Annotated in this window: 18 protein-coding genes; all 18 read left to right on the forward strand. The window is 46.1% G+C overall.

The window, feature by feature from the left end:
* Nucleotides 1-5: 5 nt before the first annotated feature.
* The 18 genes from fliL (at nucleotide 6) to DUN60_RS02735 (ending at nucleotide 17,712) form a co-directional block, all read left to right on the forward strand.
* Nucleotides 6-494 carry a flagellar basal body-associated protein FliL gene (gene fliL / locus DUN60_RS02650; protein WP_004736206.1) on the forward strand — a complete coding sequence of 163 codons (489 nt, stop codon included), beginning with the start codon at nucleotides 6-8 and terminating at the stop codon, nucleotides 492-494.
* Between the two features lie 7 nt (nucleotides 495-501).
* On the forward strand, nucleotides 502-1,545 hold the full coding sequence (gene fliM / locus DUN60_RS02655; RefSeq protein ID WP_004736207.1) for a flagellar motor switch protein FliM: 1,044 nt from the start codon (nucleotides 502-504) through the stop codon (nucleotides 1,543-1,545).
* 29 nt (nucleotides 1,546-1,574) lie between these two features.
* Nucleotides 1,575-1,985: a flagellar motor switch protein FliN gene (gene fliN / locus DUN60_RS02660; protein ID WP_004736208.1), complete on the forward strand. Its 411-nt coding sequence runs from the start codon at nucleotides 1,575-1,577 to the stop codon at nucleotides 1,983-1,985.
* Complete coding sequence (gene fliO / locus DUN60_RS02665) at nucleotides 1,985-2,464, forward strand: flagellar biosynthetic protein FliO (RefSeq protein ID WP_114633109.1); 480 nt, start codon at nucleotides 1,985-1,987, stop codon at nucleotides 2,462-2,464. The genes fliN and fliO overlap by 1 nt, the downstream gene beginning before the upstream one ends.
* On the forward strand, nucleotides 2,451-3,380 hold the full coding sequence (gene fliP / locus DUN60_RS02670) for a flagellar type III secretion system pore protein FliP (RefSeq protein ID WP_017073197.1): 930 nt from the start codon (nucleotides 2,451-2,453) through the stop codon (nucleotides 3,378-3,380). The genes fliO and fliP overlap by 14 nt, the downstream gene beginning before the upstream one ends.
* Nucleotides 3,381-3,391: 11 nt before the next feature.
* Nucleotides 3,392-3,661, forward strand: a complete 270-nt coding sequence (gene fliQ / locus DUN60_RS02675; RefSeq protein WP_004736211.1) for a flagellar biosynthesis protein FliQ — start codon at nucleotides 3,392-3,394, stop codon at nucleotides 3,659-3,661.
* 6 nt (nucleotides 3,662-3,667) lie between these two features.
* The gene (gene fliR, locus DUN60_RS02680) at nucleotides 3,668-4,450 is read left to right on the forward strand and encodes a flagellar biosynthetic protein FliR (protein ID WP_004736212.1); all 783 of its coding nucleotides are present in this window, start codon (nucleotides 3,668-3,670) and stop codon (nucleotides 4,448-4,450) included.
* Nucleotides 4,451-4,459: 9 nt separating this feature from the next.
* Nucleotides 4,460-5,590: a flagellar biosynthesis protein FlhB gene (gene flhB / locus DUN60_RS02685; protein ID WP_004736213.1), complete on the forward strand. Its 1,131-nt coding sequence runs from the start codon at nucleotides 4,460-4,462 to the stop codon at nucleotides 5,588-5,590.
* A gap of 212 nt (nucleotides 5,591-5,802) precedes the next feature.
* The gene (flhA, locus tag DUN60_RS02690) at nucleotides 5,803-7,902 is read left to right on the forward strand and encodes a flagellar biosynthesis protein FlhA (RefSeq protein ID WP_004736214.1); all 2,100 of its coding nucleotides are present in this window, start codon (nucleotides 5,803-5,805) and stop codon (nucleotides 7,900-7,902) included.
* Between the two features lie 27 nt (nucleotides 7,903-7,929).
* Entirely contained in the window at nucleotides 7,930-9,531 is a 1,602-nt protein-coding gene (gene flhF, locus DUN60_RS02695) for a flagellar biosynthesis GTPase FlhF (RefSeq protein WP_114633110.1), read from the forward strand.
* Between the two features lie 13 nt (nucleotides 9,532-9,544).
* A complete protein-coding gene (locus DUN60_RS02700; protein ID WP_004736216.1) occupies nucleotides 9,545-10,432 on the forward strand; it encodes a MinD/ParA family protein in 888 nt (295 codons plus the stop codon).
* Nucleotides 10,425-11,159: an RNA polymerase sigma factor FliA gene (locus DUN60_RS02705; protein ID WP_017076812.1), complete on the forward strand. Its 735-nt coding sequence runs from the start codon at nucleotides 10,425-10,427 to the stop codon at nucleotides 11,157-11,159. Before DUN60_RS02700 ends, DUN60_RS02705 begins: the two co-directional genes overlap by 8 nt.
* A gap of 42 nt (nucleotides 11,160-11,201) precedes the next feature.
* Nucleotides 11,202-11,570, forward strand: coding sequence for a chemotaxis response regulator CheY (gene cheY / locus DUN60_RS02710; RefSeq protein WP_016767062.1), 369 nt, complete (start codon nucleotides 11,202-11,204; stop codon nucleotides 11,568-11,570).
* 106 nt (nucleotides 11,571-11,676) lie between these two features.
* Nucleotides 11,677-12,408, forward strand: coding sequence for a protein phosphatase CheZ (locus DUN60_RS02715; protein ID WP_017076811.1), 732 nt, complete (start codon nucleotides 11,677-11,679; stop codon nucleotides 12,406-12,408).
* A 9-nt stretch (nucleotides 12,409-12,417) separates the two neighbouring features.
* Nucleotides 12,418-14,598, forward strand: coding sequence for a chemotaxis protein CheA (locus DUN60_RS02720; RefSeq protein ID WP_114633111.1), 2,181 nt, complete (start codon nucleotides 12,418-12,420; stop codon nucleotides 14,596-14,598).
* 13 nt (nucleotides 14,599-14,611) lie between these two features.
* The gene (locus DUN60_RS02725; RefSeq protein WP_017076809.1) at nucleotides 14,612-15,733 is read left to right on the forward strand and encodes a protein-glutamate methylesterase/protein-glutamine glutaminase; all 1,122 of its coding nucleotides are present in this window, start codon (nucleotides 14,612-14,614) and stop codon (nucleotides 15,731-15,733) included.
* 10 nt (nucleotides 15,734-15,743) lie between these two features.
* Entirely contained in the window at nucleotides 15,744-16,526 is a 783-nt protein-coding gene (locus tag DUN60_RS02730) for a ParA family protein (protein WP_017076808.1), read from the forward strand.
* Nucleotides 16,513-17,712, forward strand: coding sequence for a chemotaxis protein CheW (locus DUN60_RS02735; RefSeq protein ID WP_114633112.1), 1,200 nt, complete (start codon nucleotides 16,513-16,515; stop codon nucleotides 17,710-17,712). The genes DUN60_RS02730 and DUN60_RS02735 overlap by 14 nt, the downstream gene beginning before the upstream one ends.
* Nucleotides 17,713-17,740: the final 28 nt, after the last annotated feature.

Raw genomic sequence — 17,740 nt, forward strand, 5'->3', positions numbered from 1 at the left:
AAAGTATGGCAGAAGAACAAGATGCACCTAAAGGGAAGAGCAAGCTCCTTATCATCATTATAGCGGTAGTCGTTTTGCTGCTTGGCATAGGTGGTGCGCTGTTCTTTTTCTTAGGCTCCGATGATAGTGCCTCTGAATCTCAGTCTCAGCCAGCCACCGCAGTGGTCGCAGCAGAGCCTGTCATGTATGTTAATATTCCTCAGCCTTTCTTGTTTAATGTGACGGGGGATAAAAAAGATCGCCTAGTTCAGATAAAAGCACAGCTGATGGTACGTGGCAGTAAGAATGAAGACCTCGCACGTTACCACTCTCCACTCGTAGAAAGTACGCTACTGGCCACGTTCGCTTCGGCAACGGTCGATCAATTACGCTCACCCACTGGGCGAATTGAACTGCGTGACAAGGCAACTGAAGATATTAAAGCAAGTCTGGCTCAAGCTGTTGGCCAGCCTGTGATTGAAAAAGTGTTATTCACTGACTTCGTAATTCAATAGGTAATTTGTGACCGATTTATTAAGCCAAGACGAAATTGATGCGCTATTACATGGCGTTGATGATGTTGAAGAAGTTGAAGATGTCTTAGAAACCGAGAATGACAGTGCGGTCAATTTCGACTTCTCATCTCAAGATCGAATCGTCCGTGGTCGAATGCCGACCCTTGAACTTATTAACGAGCGCTTCGCACGTCATATGCGGATCAGTTTGTTCAATATGTTACGTAAAACGGCTGAAGTGTCGATCAATGGCGTACAAATGATGAAGTTTGGTGAGTACCAAAACACATTGTATGTACCCACCAGTTTAAACATGGTTCGTTTCCGCCCGTTGAAAGGCACGGCGCTGATCACTATGGAAGCACGCCTTGTATTTATTCTTGTAGAAAACTTTTTCGGTGGTGACGGCCGTTTCCACGCCAAGATTGAAGGCCGTGAATTCACGCCAACAGAAAGACGAATTATTCAGTTACTGCTGAAAATTGTTTTTGAAGATTACAAAGAAGCTTGGTCTCCAGTGATGGGGGTTGAGTTTGAATACTTGGATTCTGAAGTGAACCCAAGCATGGCGAACATTGTAAGCCCAACCGAAGTGATTGTTGTGAGTTCATTCCACATTGAAGTGGATGGCGGTGGTGGTGATTTCCACGTCGTGATGCCGTATTCCATGGTTGAGCCGATTCGTGAATTGCTTGATGCCGGTGTTCAATCAGACAAAATGGAAACCGACGTTCGTTGGAGCACCGCGCTGCGTGATGAAATCATGGATGTGCCAGTCAATTTTCGCGTGAACTTGTTAGAGCAAGATATTTCCCTGCGTGATTTGATGGAGCTGCGCCCAGGAGATGTCATTCCCATGAATATGCCTGAACACGCGACGATGTTTGTCGAAGAACTGCCGACTTATCGTGTGAAAATGGGGCGTTCTGGTGAGAAGCTCGCGGTACAGATTTCGGAAAAAATTCAAAGACCGCATGTGGTCAAAACTGATCTCGCTTTTCTAGGCAAAGACCTAATGTCTGAGCTCGAAAACAGCGATGATGACGAATAGCAAAATAGATAAAAGTATAGGAATTGGTAATGGAACCTAGTGAAGATCAAAAGCTAGCAGACGAATGGGCTGCTGCACTTGGTGAAGACCCTTTAGCACCGTCAATTGATGTTGATGATGTGCTTGCGGCACCACTTGATGAACTAACCGATTCATCGTCTCCGATTTCTGAAGATGAGCGTCGTAAACTGGATACCATCATGGATATCCCAGTGACTATCTCGATGGAAGTTGGCCGTTCTCAGATCAGTATCCGTAACTTACTTCAATTGAACCAAGGTTCGGTTGTAGAGCTCGATAGAATTGCTGGTGAGTCACTAGACGTGATGGTTAACGGTACTCTGATTGCTCACGGAGAAGTGGTTGTGGTGAACGACAAATTTGGTATTCGTTTGACTGACGTAATTAGCCAAACAGAACGAATTAAGAAGCTACGTTAATGCGCTTTTCGCCAAAAAGATTGGTGGGCTCGTCTCACGGGATAGCTGGTTTGTTTAGCGGAGTGACCGGCTTGTTTCGTGAAATCACACGCTTGTCCCGTGGAACATTGGGAATAGGGCTGTTGTCTACGCCTTCTATTGCCTTTGCTGCGCCTCCTTCTCTAGATTTAGCGACCACTTTTGGGTCGCTAATTTTCGTTATCGCCTTCATCTTATTTATTGCTTGGTTACTCAAGCGAATGCAAGTGCCAGCGATGTCGAATCAACAAGGCCTAGCCATTGTTAGACAAATTCCTGTTGGAACTAAAGAACGCATTGCGATTGTTCAAGCGGGTGATGAACAGTTCTTAGTCGGCATTACTACGCAATCCATTCAGCTGATCTCTAAGCTCGATAAACCTCTTACTCAGGAGATGCTGGAAAAAAGTACGTTTTCAAGTCAGCTTTCCCAGCTAATAAAAAAAGATGCAAATAAGTAACGGATTTTCGAATTCATCTTACTTTTACCAAATCGGATCATTCCGAACGGTAAAAGTGCTGTTAGTTCAGCTCATTCTTCTCTGCTCTATCGTATTCAGTGGGTCGGTATTTGCGCAGGCCGAAGACGGCACAGTTATCCCTGCGAATACGGCTGGCTCTGAGTCGGTAACCATCAGCTCGATGGAAAAAGATCAAGCTACATCGCAAACCATGACCACAGGCAGCTTAACGGGAAATGGTGGTGGTATTCCTGCCTTTACCATGACGACTAATGCTAACGGTGGTGAAGACTACTCGATCAATTTACAGATATTGGCCCTAATGACCATGCTTGGCTTCTTGCCGGCAATGGTAATTTTGATGACGTCGTTCACCCGTATTGTGGTGGTGATGTCTATTTTGCGTCAGGCAATGGGTCTCCAACAAACGCCTTCAAACCAAGTGATTATTGGGATCGCGATATTTTTGACCTTTTTCATCATGTCACCAGTGATCAATCAAGTGAATGAGCAAGCGGTTCAGCCTTATCTCAATGAACAAATATCGGCACGACAGGCGTTCGACGTTGCCCAAGGCCCGATCAAGTCTTTCATGCTCAAACAAACCCGAATCAAAGATCTAGAAACCTTTGTTGAGATCTCGGGTGCGGAAGTAACTAACCCTGAAGATGTTTCCATGGCGGTTCTGATTCCAGCGTTTATCACATCGGAGTTGAAAACGGCTTTCCAAATTGGCTTCATGCTGTTCTTACCTTTCTTAATCATCGACTTGGTGGTCGCCTCGGTATTAATGGCTATGGGTATGATGATGTTGTCACCGATGATTGTATCGTTACCATTTAAGTTGATGCTGTTCGTTCTTGTTGATGGTTGGAACTTGATACTCTCCACTCTCGCCGGCAGTTTTGCCTTGTAGCTGGGGGAATAATGAATCCTGAAATATTCGTAGAGTTGTTCCGAGATGCACTTTGGATGGTACTGATAATGGTATGTGCCATTATTATTCCTAGCCTATTGATTGGTTTAGTCGTAGCGGTTTTCCAAGCTGCGACGTCTATCAACGAACAAACATTGAGTTTCCTACCGCGTTTGATCGTGACGTTATTGGCGTTGATGATGTTTGCTCACTGGATGACTCAGATGATGATGGAGTTTTTTTTCGAACTCATCGAACGCTTGCCGCAAGTTCTGTATTAAACCAATATGGAATACCCAACGAGCCTTGTACTAGAGTGGTTAGCCAATTATTTTTGGCCATACACTCGCATCTCAGCCATGCTGATGGTGATGACGGTAACAGGGGCACGCTTTGTGTCGCCGCGTATCCGTCTGTATTTAGGTTTGGCGATCACCTTTGCTGTGATGCCCGCAATCCCAGCAGTTCCTAAAGAGATTGAGCTGCTGTCCTTCCAAGGATTCTTGACGGTATTTGAACAAATCGTGATTGGTGTCGCCATGGGGTTTGTTACTCAGTTTTTGATTCAAACTTTTGTTATGCTCGGTCAGATTTTAGGTATGCAATCGAGTTTGGGTTTTGCCTCTATGGTCGATCCTGCGAACGGTCAAAATACGCCAGTACTTGGCCAACTGTTCATGCTGTTGGCGACCATGTTTTTCTTGGCGACCGATGGCCACTTGAAAATGCTGCAATTGGTGGTGTTCAGTTTTAAAACCTTGCCGATTGGCAGTGGCTCTTTAACCGCCGTCGATTTCAGAGAGCTGGCATTGTGGCTTGGAATCATGTTCAAAACAGCATTAGCGATGTCGTTATCGGGTATTATTGCGCTGCTGACGATTAACCTTTCATTTGGTGTAATGACACGTGCGGCACCTCAGCTAAACATATTTTCTTTGGGTTTTGCATTTGCGCTACTCGTGGGTCTGTTACTTTGTTGGTACATCCTTGGCGGATTGTTTAGCCACTATGAGCTATTTTGGATACAAGGCGAGCAACAGATATGTCGTCTAATCCGGTTAGATTGCTAGGAGACTGAAATGGCAGAGTCAGACGGCCAAGAACGCACAGAAGACGCCACGCCCAAACGCTTGCAACAGGCCAAAGAGAAAGGGCAGGTTGCAAGGTCAAAAGAGCTGGCGTCAGCATCGGTATTGATAGTCGGTGCGATTTCTTTAATGTGGTTTGGCGAATCGATGGCGAAGGCTTTGTTCGAGGCCATGCAACGCCTGTTTTCACTCAGTCGTGACGAGATTTTTGATACTAACAAACTACTGGAAATAGCGGGTGGCGCACTAGTAAACTTGTTGTTTCCACTGTTCTTGATTCTAATCACTTTGTTCGTTGCTGCTGTGATTGGCGCTGCGGGTGTTGGTGGGGTCAATTTCTCAATGCAAGCCGCTATGCCAAAGGCATCTAAGCTCAATCCTTTGAGTGGTATCAAGCGTATGTTTGGCTTACAAAGCTGGGTTGAACTGCTGAAATCTATCTTGAAAGTGGCTTTGGTATCGGGCATGGCCATTTACCTGATTCAAGCTTCTCAACATGACTTGATGCAGTTGAGTATGGATGTGTACCCACAGAATATATTCCATGCCTTAGATATTTTGCTTAACTTCATCCTGTTGATCAGTTGTTCTCTACTCATCGTGGTCGCCATTGATATCCCATTCCAGATTTGGCAACACGCCGATCAGCTGAAGATGACCAAGCAAGAAGTCAAAGACGAATTCAAAGACACGGAAGGTAAGCCCGAAGTAAAAGGGCGTATTCGTATGCTGCAACGAGAAGCCGCTCAACGACGAATGATGGCTGACGTTCCTCAAGCGGATGTGATTGTGACCAACCCGGAACACTTTTCAGTGGCGCTGCGCTATAAGCAGAATCAAGATAAGGCACCAATTGTGGTTGCTAAAGGTGTCGATCACATGGCGATGAAGATCCGTGAAATCGCACGAGAAAATGACATCTATATTATTCCAGCACCGCCATTGGCCAGGGCGCTTTATCACACCACAGAGCTAGAACAACAAATTCCTGACGGTCTGTTTGCGGCAGTTGCACAAGTACTTGCATATGTTTTCCAGCTTAAGCAATACCGAAAAAAAGGTGGAGAGAGGCCAAAACTGCAAGATTCTAATATGCCGATCCCACCTGATTTACGACATTAGATCAATTGCTTGAGCTCAGCTTGATGAACCCTGATAATAGCAACTTAGCTACCCCTCTTGTTTCCGAGGTGATGGCGATAATTTGACGTGAGATGTTGGTACAGTGTTTGCTATATCAATTCCGAACATATTAGCCCATAGCAACATAGCTTAGACCTAGGCCTCAATCTGCTTAGTGAGATAGCTACAACATAGCGAAACTGCCTAGATTTATGAAATTCACCCTGCCTTTTGCGGACAAGCTACCTAAAATTCCTAACCGTGCCATGCCTGCGATTGGCGCGCCTGTTATGGTGCTTGCAACGCTAGCTATGGTGGTGTTGCCCATTCCAGCTTTCTTGTTGGATATGTTCTTCACCTTCAACATTGCACTGTCTATGGTTGTGCTATTGGTTTCGGTTTATACCCGTCGGCCTTTAGACTTCGCTGCATTCCCGACCGTACTCCTGATTGCGACTCTGCTCCGCTTGGCCTTGAACGTTGCTTCGACACGTGTGGTATTGCTCCATGGCCATGAGGGGGGTGACGCTGCCGGTAACGTTATCGAAGCCTTTGGTAACGTGGTTATCGGTGGTAACTATGCGGTTGGTTTGGTGGTGTTCTTGATCCTGATGATCATCAACTTCATGGTTGTCACCAAAGGTGCGGGTCGTATCTCGGAAGTAAGTGCACGTTTTACCCTTGATGCTTTACCGGGTAAGCAGATGGCAATCGATGCCGACTTAAATGCAGGTTTGATCGACCAAGATCAGGCTCGTACTCGACGTTTTGAAGTGACCAAAGAAGCCGATTTCTACGGTTCAATGGACGGTGCATCTAAGTTTGTTAAAGGTGATGCGATCGCTGGTATCTTGATCTTGTTCATCAACATTATTGGTGGCCTGAGTATTGGTATGGTTCAGTTTGACCTTGGTTTTGGTGAAGCAATCGAAATCTACACGCTACTGACTATCGGTGATGGTCTGGTTGCTCAAATTCCTTCTCTACTGCTTTCTATCGCTGCTGCGATGATGGTAACGCGTCAAAATACTGATGAAGATATGGGGCAACAGCTCTTCTTCCAATTGTTCGACAATCCTAAGTCCTTGATGATCACCGCCGCTATCCTTGGCATCATGGGTATTGTGCCGGGTATGCCGCATTTCTCGTTCTTGAGCCTTGCTGTCGTTGCAGGTGCAGGTGCCTATTACATTGATAAAAAGAACAAGAAAAAAGCCGAACAACCCAACCTTCCAGCTACGGTTGAAGCGAGTGGGGAGACGGGTTCTCAGAAAGAACTTTCGTGGGATGATGTTCAGCCTGTTGATATTATTGGCTTAGAAGTTGGCTACCGCTTGATTCCTCTAGTTGACAGAGACCAAGGTGGCGAACTGCTTGAACGCGTTAAAGGGGTGCGTAAGAAGCTGTCTCAAGATTTTGGTTTCTTGATCCCAGCAGTACACATCCGCGATAACCTAGAATTGACGCCAAACAGTTACCGACTCACCTTAATGGGGGTTGCGGTTGGTGAGGCTGAGATTAAGCCGGATATGGAATTAGCCATTAACCCAGGCCAAGTGTATGGAATGATCGATGGTGAGCCGACGATTGACCCTGCCTTTGGTCTAGAAGCCGTGTGGATTCGTGAAGAGCAGCGTGAACATGCGCAAGCCTTAGGTTACACGGTTGTTGATTCATCAACCGTGTTGGCCACTCACCTCAGTCAACAGCTAACGAATAACGCATCACAACTTATTGGTCACGAAGAAGTACAAAACTTACTTGAGATGCTTAGCCGTTCAACGCCTAAGCTGGTAGAAGGCTTTGTACCGGACCAATTACAGCTTGGCGTCGTTGTGAAAGTGCTACAGAACCTATTGAATGAAGCCATTCCAATTCGTGATATTCGAACAATAGTCCAAACTTTGTCGGAGTACTCAAGTAAGAGTCAAGAACCTGACATACTTACGGCGGCTGTTCGTATCTCTTTGAAACGACTAATTGTTCAAGAAATCAATGGCATAGAGCCAGAGTTGCCCGTGATAACCTTGATCCCAGAGCTGGAACAAATCTTGCATCAAACCATGCAGGCATCCGGCGGAGAATCTGCTGGTATTGAACCTGGTTTAGCCGAACGTTTACAGACCTCACTCAGCCATGCCACACAAGAGCAAGAGCTGAAAGGTGAGCCAGCAGTGCTACTGACCTCTGGTGTATTGCGTTCAACTCTGGCTAAGTTCGTGAAGAACACGATCCCAAGCTTGAGAGTGTTATCTTACCAAGAGATACCGGACGAAAAGCAGATACGTATAGTACAAGCTGTTGGTAATTAAGCCGCCTAATTAGAACGGACGATCGAATTGAAAATTAAACGATTTTTTGCAAAAGATATGCGAACCGCACTGCTCCAAGTTAAAGAAGAACTTGGCTCAGAAGCGGTGATCATGTCTAACAAAAAGGTCGCAGGTGGCGTGGAAATTGTTGCCGCTATTGATGGCGAATCTAGCCCGTCGACAGCGAGCCAGAGATTAAATAAACCTCAGCAGCCTGCGCAAAGCCAATATACGCAAATGGCCGCGCCCGCAGCACCGGCAGGGCGTCGTCAATTAGACGATGACAAGGTTAGCCTACAGGCAAGTGCTGAAGGTGGACGCTCAATGACCAAACGCTTTGCGAATATGCTAAAGCAATACAGTCATGGTGCCGATGATGAGCCACAACACCGTGCAGAAAACGAAGACTCGTTGTCAGCATTGCTTAATCGCCAATCCAGCACGGGTCATAAGCCACATAGCAATCAGCAGCCGCATAGTAATCGTCAGTCTCTCGGCAACCAGCCGTCTCTTGGCAGTCAACAATCTTCCGGTAATCAGCAGTCTTCCGGTAACCAACAAACTCACGGGAGCCTCGATTCAGCATTTGCTCGTGAAACAGGCTTATCTAAATTGATTGCCGAAGACCGCAGAGTAGAGCGTCCAGCACCTCGTTTGGATCCTACCCGTTATGATCGTGGTCGTGAGAACCCTCAGTCGAAAGGTTCAGATGCAGAAATGGAGACGATGCGTGAAGAGATGACCTCAATTCGTCGTCTATTAGAGCATCAAGTATCAGGGCTAATGTGGCAAGAAGTTGAGCGTCGTGAACCGCTCAGAGCAATGCTTATCAAACGCCTTGAGCGTATGGGTGTATCTGCCGAACTTGCCGATCAAATGGCTTGCTACATCCCTGAAGATACCAAGCCTGCACGCGCATGGAAGGCCTTGTTAGCACTGGTTGCTGACCAGATCTCGGTAACGCAAAAAGATATTTTAAAACGCGGTGGTATTGTGGCCTTATTGGGCCCGACTGGCGTAGGTAAAACAACGACGGTTGCTAAGCTAGCAGCACGCGCAGCCATGGAATATGGCGCCGACAACGTCGCACTAGTGACAACGGACACATATCGTATAGGTGCACATGAGCAGTTATCGATTTATGGTCGAATTATGGGTTGTCCTGTAAGAGTTGCTAAAGATTCTAGTGAATTGGCCGATGTAATATATCAGTTACGTAATCGTCGCCTGATTCTGGTCGATACTGCAGGCATGGGACAACGAGATGTTCGCCTATCTGAGCAGTTAGACACATTGATGCAAGAGAGTGGTTCCGTTATCAATAGTTACCTTGTGTTGCCTGCAACTGCACAACGCAAAGTACTACAAGAAACCATTGAACACTTTAGAAGAATCCCGTTGTCGGGATGTATCCTGACTAAGCTGGATGAATCCCTTAGCTTGGGTGAGTTCATCAGTGTGGTAATACAAAATGCATTACCAGTTGCTTACATAGCAAATGGTCAACGAGTTCCTGAAGATATCGTCATAGCTCAGCCAAAGTATATGATTGCTAAGGCTAATGAGTTATTAGAAAAATCTACAGAGAATGAACCTCATTACTGGAATAGCGATTCTGAAGGGCTCTAGGCGGCGGATAAATATGAATGAGAATATGATACACGATCAAGCTAGCGGCCTCCGTCGCTTAACCAAGCCTTCACTCACAAAAGTTATCGCTGTAACCGGTGGTAAGGGAGGCGTTGGTAAATCGAATGTGACGTTAGGTATGGCTATTTGTATGGCTCGCCAAGGCAAGAAAGTCATGGTACTGGATGCCGACTTAGGGCTGGCTAACGTAGACATCATGCTGGGCATTCGTTCTAAACGAAACCTGGGTCATGTGTTGGCTGGCGAATGTGAACTTAAGGATGCGATTGTCGAAGGGCCGCACGGAATTAGAATTATTCCAGCGACATCTGGCACACAAAGCATGACTGAACTTTCACACGCTCAACACGCTGGGTTGATTCGTGCATTTGGTTCGCTTGAAGATGAGATGGATATCTTGTTGGTTGATACCGCTGCGGGTATTTCAGACATGGTAATTAGCTTCTCAAGAGCGGCGCAAGACGTGGTTGTTGTGGTTTGTGATGAGCCTACCTCAATCACAGATGCATATGCACTGATCAAGCTTTTGAGCCGAGAGCACCAAGTTCAGCGATTCAAAATTGTTGCAAATATGGTCAGAAGCTACCGCGAAGGCCGAGAATTATTTGCAAAGTTGACTTTGGTCACAGAGCGCTTCTTGAATGTGAGCCTCGAACTCGTAGCATGTATTCCTTTAGATGATAAAGTACGTCAATCAGTCAAGAGACAGAAAATCGTAGTAGATGCGTACCCTCGCTCTCCAGCTGCATTGGCAATCAGCTCTTTGGCTAATAAAGCATTGACCTGGCCAATACCAAAAACGCCAAGTGGACACTTGGAGTTCTTTGTTGAAAGGCTGCTGAATCGTACTGAATTTATAGAGGAACCATTTGGTGAATAAAGCGCTTACTTACGATCAACATGCTAATCACAATAGCCAACAGGCTTTTTTTGAGAAGTATTCTGTGTTGGTTAAACGTATCGCTCATCACTTGTTGGGGCGATTACCGCCTAATGTCTTGGTTGATGACTTAATTCAAGCTGGCATGATTGGCTTGATTGAAGCGCAACAAAACTATGATGGTACCAAAGGCGCAAGCTTTGAGACGTATGCAGGTATTCGGATTCGCGGAGCTATGTTGGATGACATTCGCCGTGGTGACTGGGTACCGAGATCGGTTCATAAAAACAATCGAGAAATCAGCAGTGCAATCGCGGAATTAGAGGGTACCCTCAATCGCGACCCAAGTGATGCCGAAGTGGCAAAGCACATGGGGCTGAGTTTAGACCAGTACCACAACGCTTTAACTGATATTAATTGCTCAAGACTTGTCGGGATCGAAGATTTAGGCGTCTCAGATGATGTAATATCTCCGAATGAAGACTCTCAAGATAATACGCCCTTTCAAGGGGTTGCTGATGAGTCATTCCGTCAAGCTTTGATCGATTCGATAAAACAACTTCCGGAAAGGGAAGGCCTTGTGCTTTCGCTTTATTACGACGAAGAACTCAATTTAAAAGAGATTGGGGAAGTACTAGGTGTCAGCGAATCTCGTGTCAGCCAAATACTGAGCCAATCTATGCAGCGTTTACGCACTAAGTTAAGTGCTTGGACACAGAACGACTAACAACACTGATTCTATTCAGTGGAGGCTAATTTGAACAAAAACATGAAAATTCTCATTGTTGATGATTTTTCAACGATGCGCCGAATTGTTAAAAACCTACTTCGCGATTTAGGTTTCAACAACACTCAAGAAGCAGACGATGGCTTAACCGCGTTACCTATGCTGAAAAAAGGCGAATTTGATTTCGTGGTAACTGACTGGAACATGCCAGGCATGCAAGGTATTGACCTGCTTAAACACATTCGCGCAGATGCAGAACTTAAGCACCTTCCAGTGCTTATGATCACTGCGGAAGCGAAGCGTGAGCAGATCATCGAAGCAGCGCAAGCGGGTGTTAATGGTTACATTGTGAAGCCTTTCACTGCTGCAACGCTGAAAGAGAAACTTGATAAGATTTTTGATCGCTTATAAGCATCAATAAGTTTTAGGCACTTCTAGGCAAACACTGACCGATAAGTTCTCTGTTTATCTCGATAGCCTAAGCGCACAAAGTATGCGGAGTAAGGCCGAACTCAGGATGATTTCATTAGAACAAGCAAAAAAATTAGTAGAGCTGCTTGAGAACGATGAGCAGCAAGATGCTGATTCTCTTGTTAGAAGCATTTATGAAGACAATTTTAGTCTTCAAGACAATCCAATGCTTCAAGAAATAGGAAGTTTGACTCGCGACCTCCATGACTCTTTGACTCAATTCAATTTCGATGAGCGCATCAGCGTTATCGCAAATGATGAAATCCCTGACGCAAGGGATCGCCTTCAGTATGTCATTGATAAAACGGAAGTTGCGGCAAATAAGACGATGGACGCTGTCGATCGTTGTATGCCAATTGCAGACAACCTACACGAGTGTTTACTTCAAGTAAGGCCTCAATGGAATGAACTGATGCATGGCCGCATTGAGCTGGCACAATTTAAAGCTTTATGTCACCGCATTGATGGATTGCTTGTCCAAGTAGAAGGCGATAGTACTGAACTACGTGGACAATTGACTGAAATCTTGATGGCTCAGGATTTCCAAGATTTAACTGGGCAGATAATTAGCAAAGTTATTACCTTGGTGAATGAGGTTGAAGGACGTTTGGTCGAGATTCTCACCGTATTCGGTGCGAATCAAACAGAGCCAACTCCAGAGTCAGAGAAGAAAGCATCTATCGCGCCTGAAGGTCCGATTCTGAACCCAGAAGAGCGTGAAGATGCTGTTGCATCTCAAGATGAAGTCGACGATTTGTTATCCAGTCTTGGATTTTAAAGGTAACGTATGAGCTACGATTTAGACGAAGATATTCTTCAGGACTTTTTAGTCGAAGCAGGAGAGATCCTTGAACTCCTATCAGAACAACTGGTAGAGCTTGAGAATAACCCTGACGACAAAGACCTATTAAATGCTATTTTCCGTGGTTTCCATACAGTAAAAGGTGGTGCTGGTTTCCTAGCATTGACTGAGCTGGTGGATACTTGTCATGGTGCTGAGAATGTGTTCGACATTCTACGAAACGGCCAGCGCAGCGTAACATCAGGTTTGATGGATACGATGCTGCAGGCGCTAGATACAGTTAATGTACAGTTTCAAGCCGTGCAAGATCAGGAACCTTTAGTGCCAGCTGATCAAGCTTTATTGGATGAACTTCACCGCCTCTGTAAACCACAGTCGACCGATGAAGCTGCTCCAGTAGAAGCCCCAGCACCAGTAATCGCTGAACCCGCTTTTGAAGCGCCTGCTGAACCGATCGCCGAAAGCGCAAGCATTAGTGCATCTTCAGTGGATGATATCTCTGAAGATGAGTTTGAGCGTCTGCTTGATGAGCTTCATGGTAAAGGTGGTTCACCAACAGCATCTTCTGTATCAACACCGCCGCCAGCTCCTGTTGCTCCTCAGTCAGTTGCTGAGAGTGGTGATATTACGGATGACGAATTCGAAAAGTTATTAGATGAACTGCATGGTGCGGGCAAGAGCCCGACGGCAGTAGGTTCAGCGCCTCCTCCTCCGCCAGCACCTTCTTCCGCACCCGTTTCGGCGATGTCTGAAGGTGATGACCTGATGAGCGACGAAGAGTTTGAGAAGCTACTAGACCAGTTACATGGTTCAGGTAATGGACCAACTATTGAAGAGCTAGATGCAGCAACTAAACCTGCTGCAGCGAAGCCTATTGCACCAGTGCCTGCTCCACAAGTCGCTCCTAAGCCTAAGCCATCTGCACCAGTCGCTGTTAAAGAAGCACCAGCGAAAGCTGAAGTTAAAGTGCCAGCGAAGAAACAACAAGCCGACGCTACAGTTCGTGTCGACACGTCAACACTGGATACCATCATGAATATGGTGGGTGAGCTGGTGTTGGTTCGTAATCGACTTGTAAGCCTTGGCTTAAACAGTAACGATGAAGAGATGGCAAAAGCTGTCTCGAATTTAGATGTTGTTACCGCAGACCTCCAAGGTGCGGTAATGAAGACTCGTATGCAGCCGATCAAGAAAGTTTTTGGTCGTTTCCCACGAGTTGTCCGCGACCTTGCTCGTAGTTTGAAGAAAGACATTGTTCTTGAAATGCGCGGGGAAGAAACGGATCTTGATAAGAATTTAGTCGAAGCACTTGCCGATCCTCTGATTCACTTAGTGAGAAACTCTGTGGATCACGGTATTGAAATGCCTGAAGCCCGTATTGCGGCTGGCAAATCACAAACGGGTAAAGTGATTCTTTCCGCCTCGCAAGAAGGTGACCACATTGAACTGGCTATCGTTGATGATGGCGGCGGCATGGACCCTGATACGTTGCGTGCTATTGCGGTTAAACGTGGTCTGATGGACGAAGATGCCGCATCTCGTTTATCAAACAAAGAATGTTTCAATCTTATCTTTGCTCCTGGCTTCTCAAGTAAAGAAAAAATCTCGGATATCTCAGGTCGTGGTGTAGGCATGGACGTTGTGAAAACAGCGATCAACACACTGAATGGCTCGATTGATATCGATTCAGAGATGGGGCAAGGCACCAAGATTACGATCAAGGTTCCATTGACGCTAGCGATTCTACCAACCTTGATGGTCGGTGTTGCAGGTCACCCATTCGCATTGCCATTGGCATCTGTGAACGAGATTTTCCACCTAGATTTAAGCCGTACAAACGTGGTTGATGGCCAGCTGACGATTATCGTTCGCGATAAGTCTATTCCGTTGTTCTACTTGCAAAACTGGCTGGCACCTAAAGCGGGTATTGTGGAATTGCGTAAAGGACACGGCCATGTTGTTATCGTACAACTTGGTAGCCAACGTGTTGGTTTTGTTGTTGATACGCTTATTGGCCAAGAAGAAGTTGTTATCAAACCACTTGATAAACTACTACAGGGCACGCCAGGAATGGCAGGCGCGACAATTACAAGTGATGGACACATTGCATTGATTCTAGATGTGCCGGACTTGTTGAAGCAGTACGCAGCTGCGTCAAGAATTTAATTTAAGGATAAATATGGCGATTAAAGTATTAGTCGTTGATGATTCGAGTTTTTTTCGTCGTCGCGTTAGCGAGATCATCAACTCAGAGGCTCGCCTAGAAGTCATTGATGTAGCAGTAAACGGTAAAGAAGCGGTTGAGAAAGCGAAACAGCTGAGACCTGACGTAATCACGATGGACATCGAAATGCCTGTCATGGACGGCATCACCGCCGTTCGTGAAATCATGGCTGCGTCGCCAACGCCTATTTTAATGTTTTCATCGCTAACGCATGATGGTGCGAGAGCAACATTAGATGCGTTAGACGCTGGTGCTCTAGACTTCCTACCTAAGAAGTTTGAAGACATCGCACGTAACCGCGATGATGCTGTCGCATTGCTTCAACAACGTGTGATTCAGATTGCAGCAAAGCGTGCATTTATGCGCCGTGCTCCTATTGCGCCACGAGCTACAGCCACACCGGCAACAACTTCAACACCATTGCGCCAACCGATTTCAGCCGCAGCTTCAGCAGTGAAACCAGCGGTTGCATCAACGGCGAAATTCAGAGCTTCGGGTAAAAAGTATCAATTAACTGCAATTGGTACTTCTACTGGTGGCCCTGTTGCACTACAGAAAATTTTGACGCGCATCCCTGCACACTACCCACATCCGATTGTGTTAGTTCAGCATATGCCAGCAACGTTCACTGCCGCTTTTGCTAGCCGACTGAATACCTTATGTAAGATTGAGGTTCGCGAAGCACAGGACGGAGATGTGTTGAAACCTGGAGTGGCTTATCTTGCTCCTGGTGGTAAACAGATGATGGTTGACGGCCGTGCAGGATCTGCTCGCTTAAGAATTATCGATGGCGGCGACCGAATGAATTACAAACCTTGTGTGGATGTAACCTTCGGCTCTGCAGCGAAGATCTACGGCGACAAAGTCTTGTCTATGATACTGACCGGCATGGGCGCTGATGGTCGAGAAGGTTCGCGTATGTTAAAAACTGCGGGCTCGACAATCTGGGCGCAAGATGAAGATAGCTGTGTTGTATATGGTATGCCTCAAGCTGTAGCAAAAGCTGGCATTTCTACTGAAGACCTCCCTCTAGACCGCATTGCGGAAAGGATTTTGGTTGAAGTTGGGTTAGCTTAGGTAAATCGAAATGATTGTTTGGAGTGTTGCAAACCAAAAAGGTGGTGTTGGTAAAACGACCTCGACTGTGACCCTAGCAGGTTTACTTGCGTTGAAGGGGCACCGTGTTCTGTTGGTTGATACTGACCCGCATGCATCACTAACCACCTATCTGGGTTACGACTCAGATACGGTGGAATCGAGTCTGTTTGATCTATTTCAGTTGCGTGAGTTTAACGCGCCGACAGTAAGACCTTTGATTTTACAAACTGAAGTCGAAGGTATCGATATTATTCCCGCGCACATGTCTTTGGCAACATTAGACCGTGTGATGGGAAATCGAAGCGGTATGGGGTTGATCTTGAAGCGTGCTTTGGCCGCTTTGAAAGACGACTATGACTATGTACTTATCGATTGTCCGCCGATTTTGGGCGTGATGATGGTCAACGCATTGGCTGCCAGTGACCGTATTTTGATTCCGGTACAGACTGAGTTTTTGGCAATGAAGGGCTTAGAGCGCATGATTCGCACTTTGGCTATCATGCAGAAGTCTCGCAAAACACCGTTTAAGGTGACGATTGTCCCGACGATGTACGACAAGCGAACTAAAGCATCACTGCAAACATTAACTCAGTTAAAAGAAGATTATCCAAATCAAGTTTGGACATCCGCTGTGCCGATAGACACTAAGTTTCGAGATGCTAGCCTAAAGCGCTTACCAGCATCTCATTTTGCATCGGGTAGTCGTGGTGTATTTGCTTACAAACAGCTGCTTATTTATCTCGAAAGGCTGGCGATAAATGAGCGCGAATAAAGAATCAACAATGGCGCGATCAAGTTTATCAAGTGAACAAGCACTTGATGATTACTTTACTGCGCTGTTAGGTGATGAAATGCTGGATTCTGACGAATTTTTTGTTGACGAGACCAGCGATGAGTCATCATCTGCAGAGCCAGAGCCAGAGCCAGAGCCAGAGCCAGAGCCAGAGCCAGAGCCAGAGCCAGAGCCAGAGCCAGAGCCAGAGCCAGAGCCAGAGCCAGAGCCAGAGCCAGAGCCAGAGCCAGAGCCCAAATATTCGAGTTACTCGACCTATGCCGAGTTGCGAGAAGCTGAATTTGAAGTGCCTAATCTGGAAGACGTTCAAAAATTACTGAGCCGCTTAGAAGCGACGAACGTGGTTGATGAACTGAATCTTGATGAATTAATGGATCAGAACACGCAGAAAATCGCTCAGCAAGCAGACATGCAAATGTTTGATGCTGCGGTGGAATCCGTTCAGCTTTCTGTAGAGTCTGAGATTCAAGACTGGAACCTCCCAGAGTCAGATTCGTCAATGGTTGTTGATCGACCTGTGGAACGACCAATTGAGCAGCAAGCTGATTCACCAATAGCTGAAGAGTATCCAATAGCTGAAGAGTCGCACGTTGAAGCTCTGCAAGACGGAACTCACACTGAAGAGTCAGAAATTGAATCTATCAGTGAACCCGAGGTTGAGCTTGAAACTCAATCTGGCGGTATTGAACGGTTTACATCTTGGGAAACTACGGCTCGAACAGAAGACTTTCAGGTACTGTATTTTGATGTCAACGGGGTAACATTTGCTGTCCCTCTTGATGAGCTTGGTGGTATTCATCGCCTTGAAGAGCTAAGCCATTTGATTGGTAAGCCTGCTTGGTATTTAGGTTTGCAAACAAACCGAGAGAGTCAGTTAGATGTGGTCGACACCGCAAAGTGGGTGATGCCTGAGAAACTAACGAATGATGAATACAAAGAAAACTATCAATATATAGTGATGCTTGGCGAAAGCTTATGGGGGCTTGCGGGTACTGAACTTAAAGGTACCGAGCTTCTTAATACAGATAAAGTTCGTTGGCGAGAAATGGCAGGTAAACGCCCATGGCTCGCTGGTATGGTAAAAGAAAAAATGTGTGCTTTGATTCATGTTGAAGCATTGATCGCCATGCTAAACGCAGGGCTAGATGTAAAAGCATTAAGCTAGTAATAAGCATTAGGCTAACAATAAACGC

The organism is Vibrio splendidus, assembly GCF_003345295.1.
In the GTDB taxonomy this organism is placed as follows: Bacteria; Pseudomonadota; Gammaproteobacteria; order Enterobacterales; family Vibrionaceae; genus Vibrio; species Vibrio splendidus_K.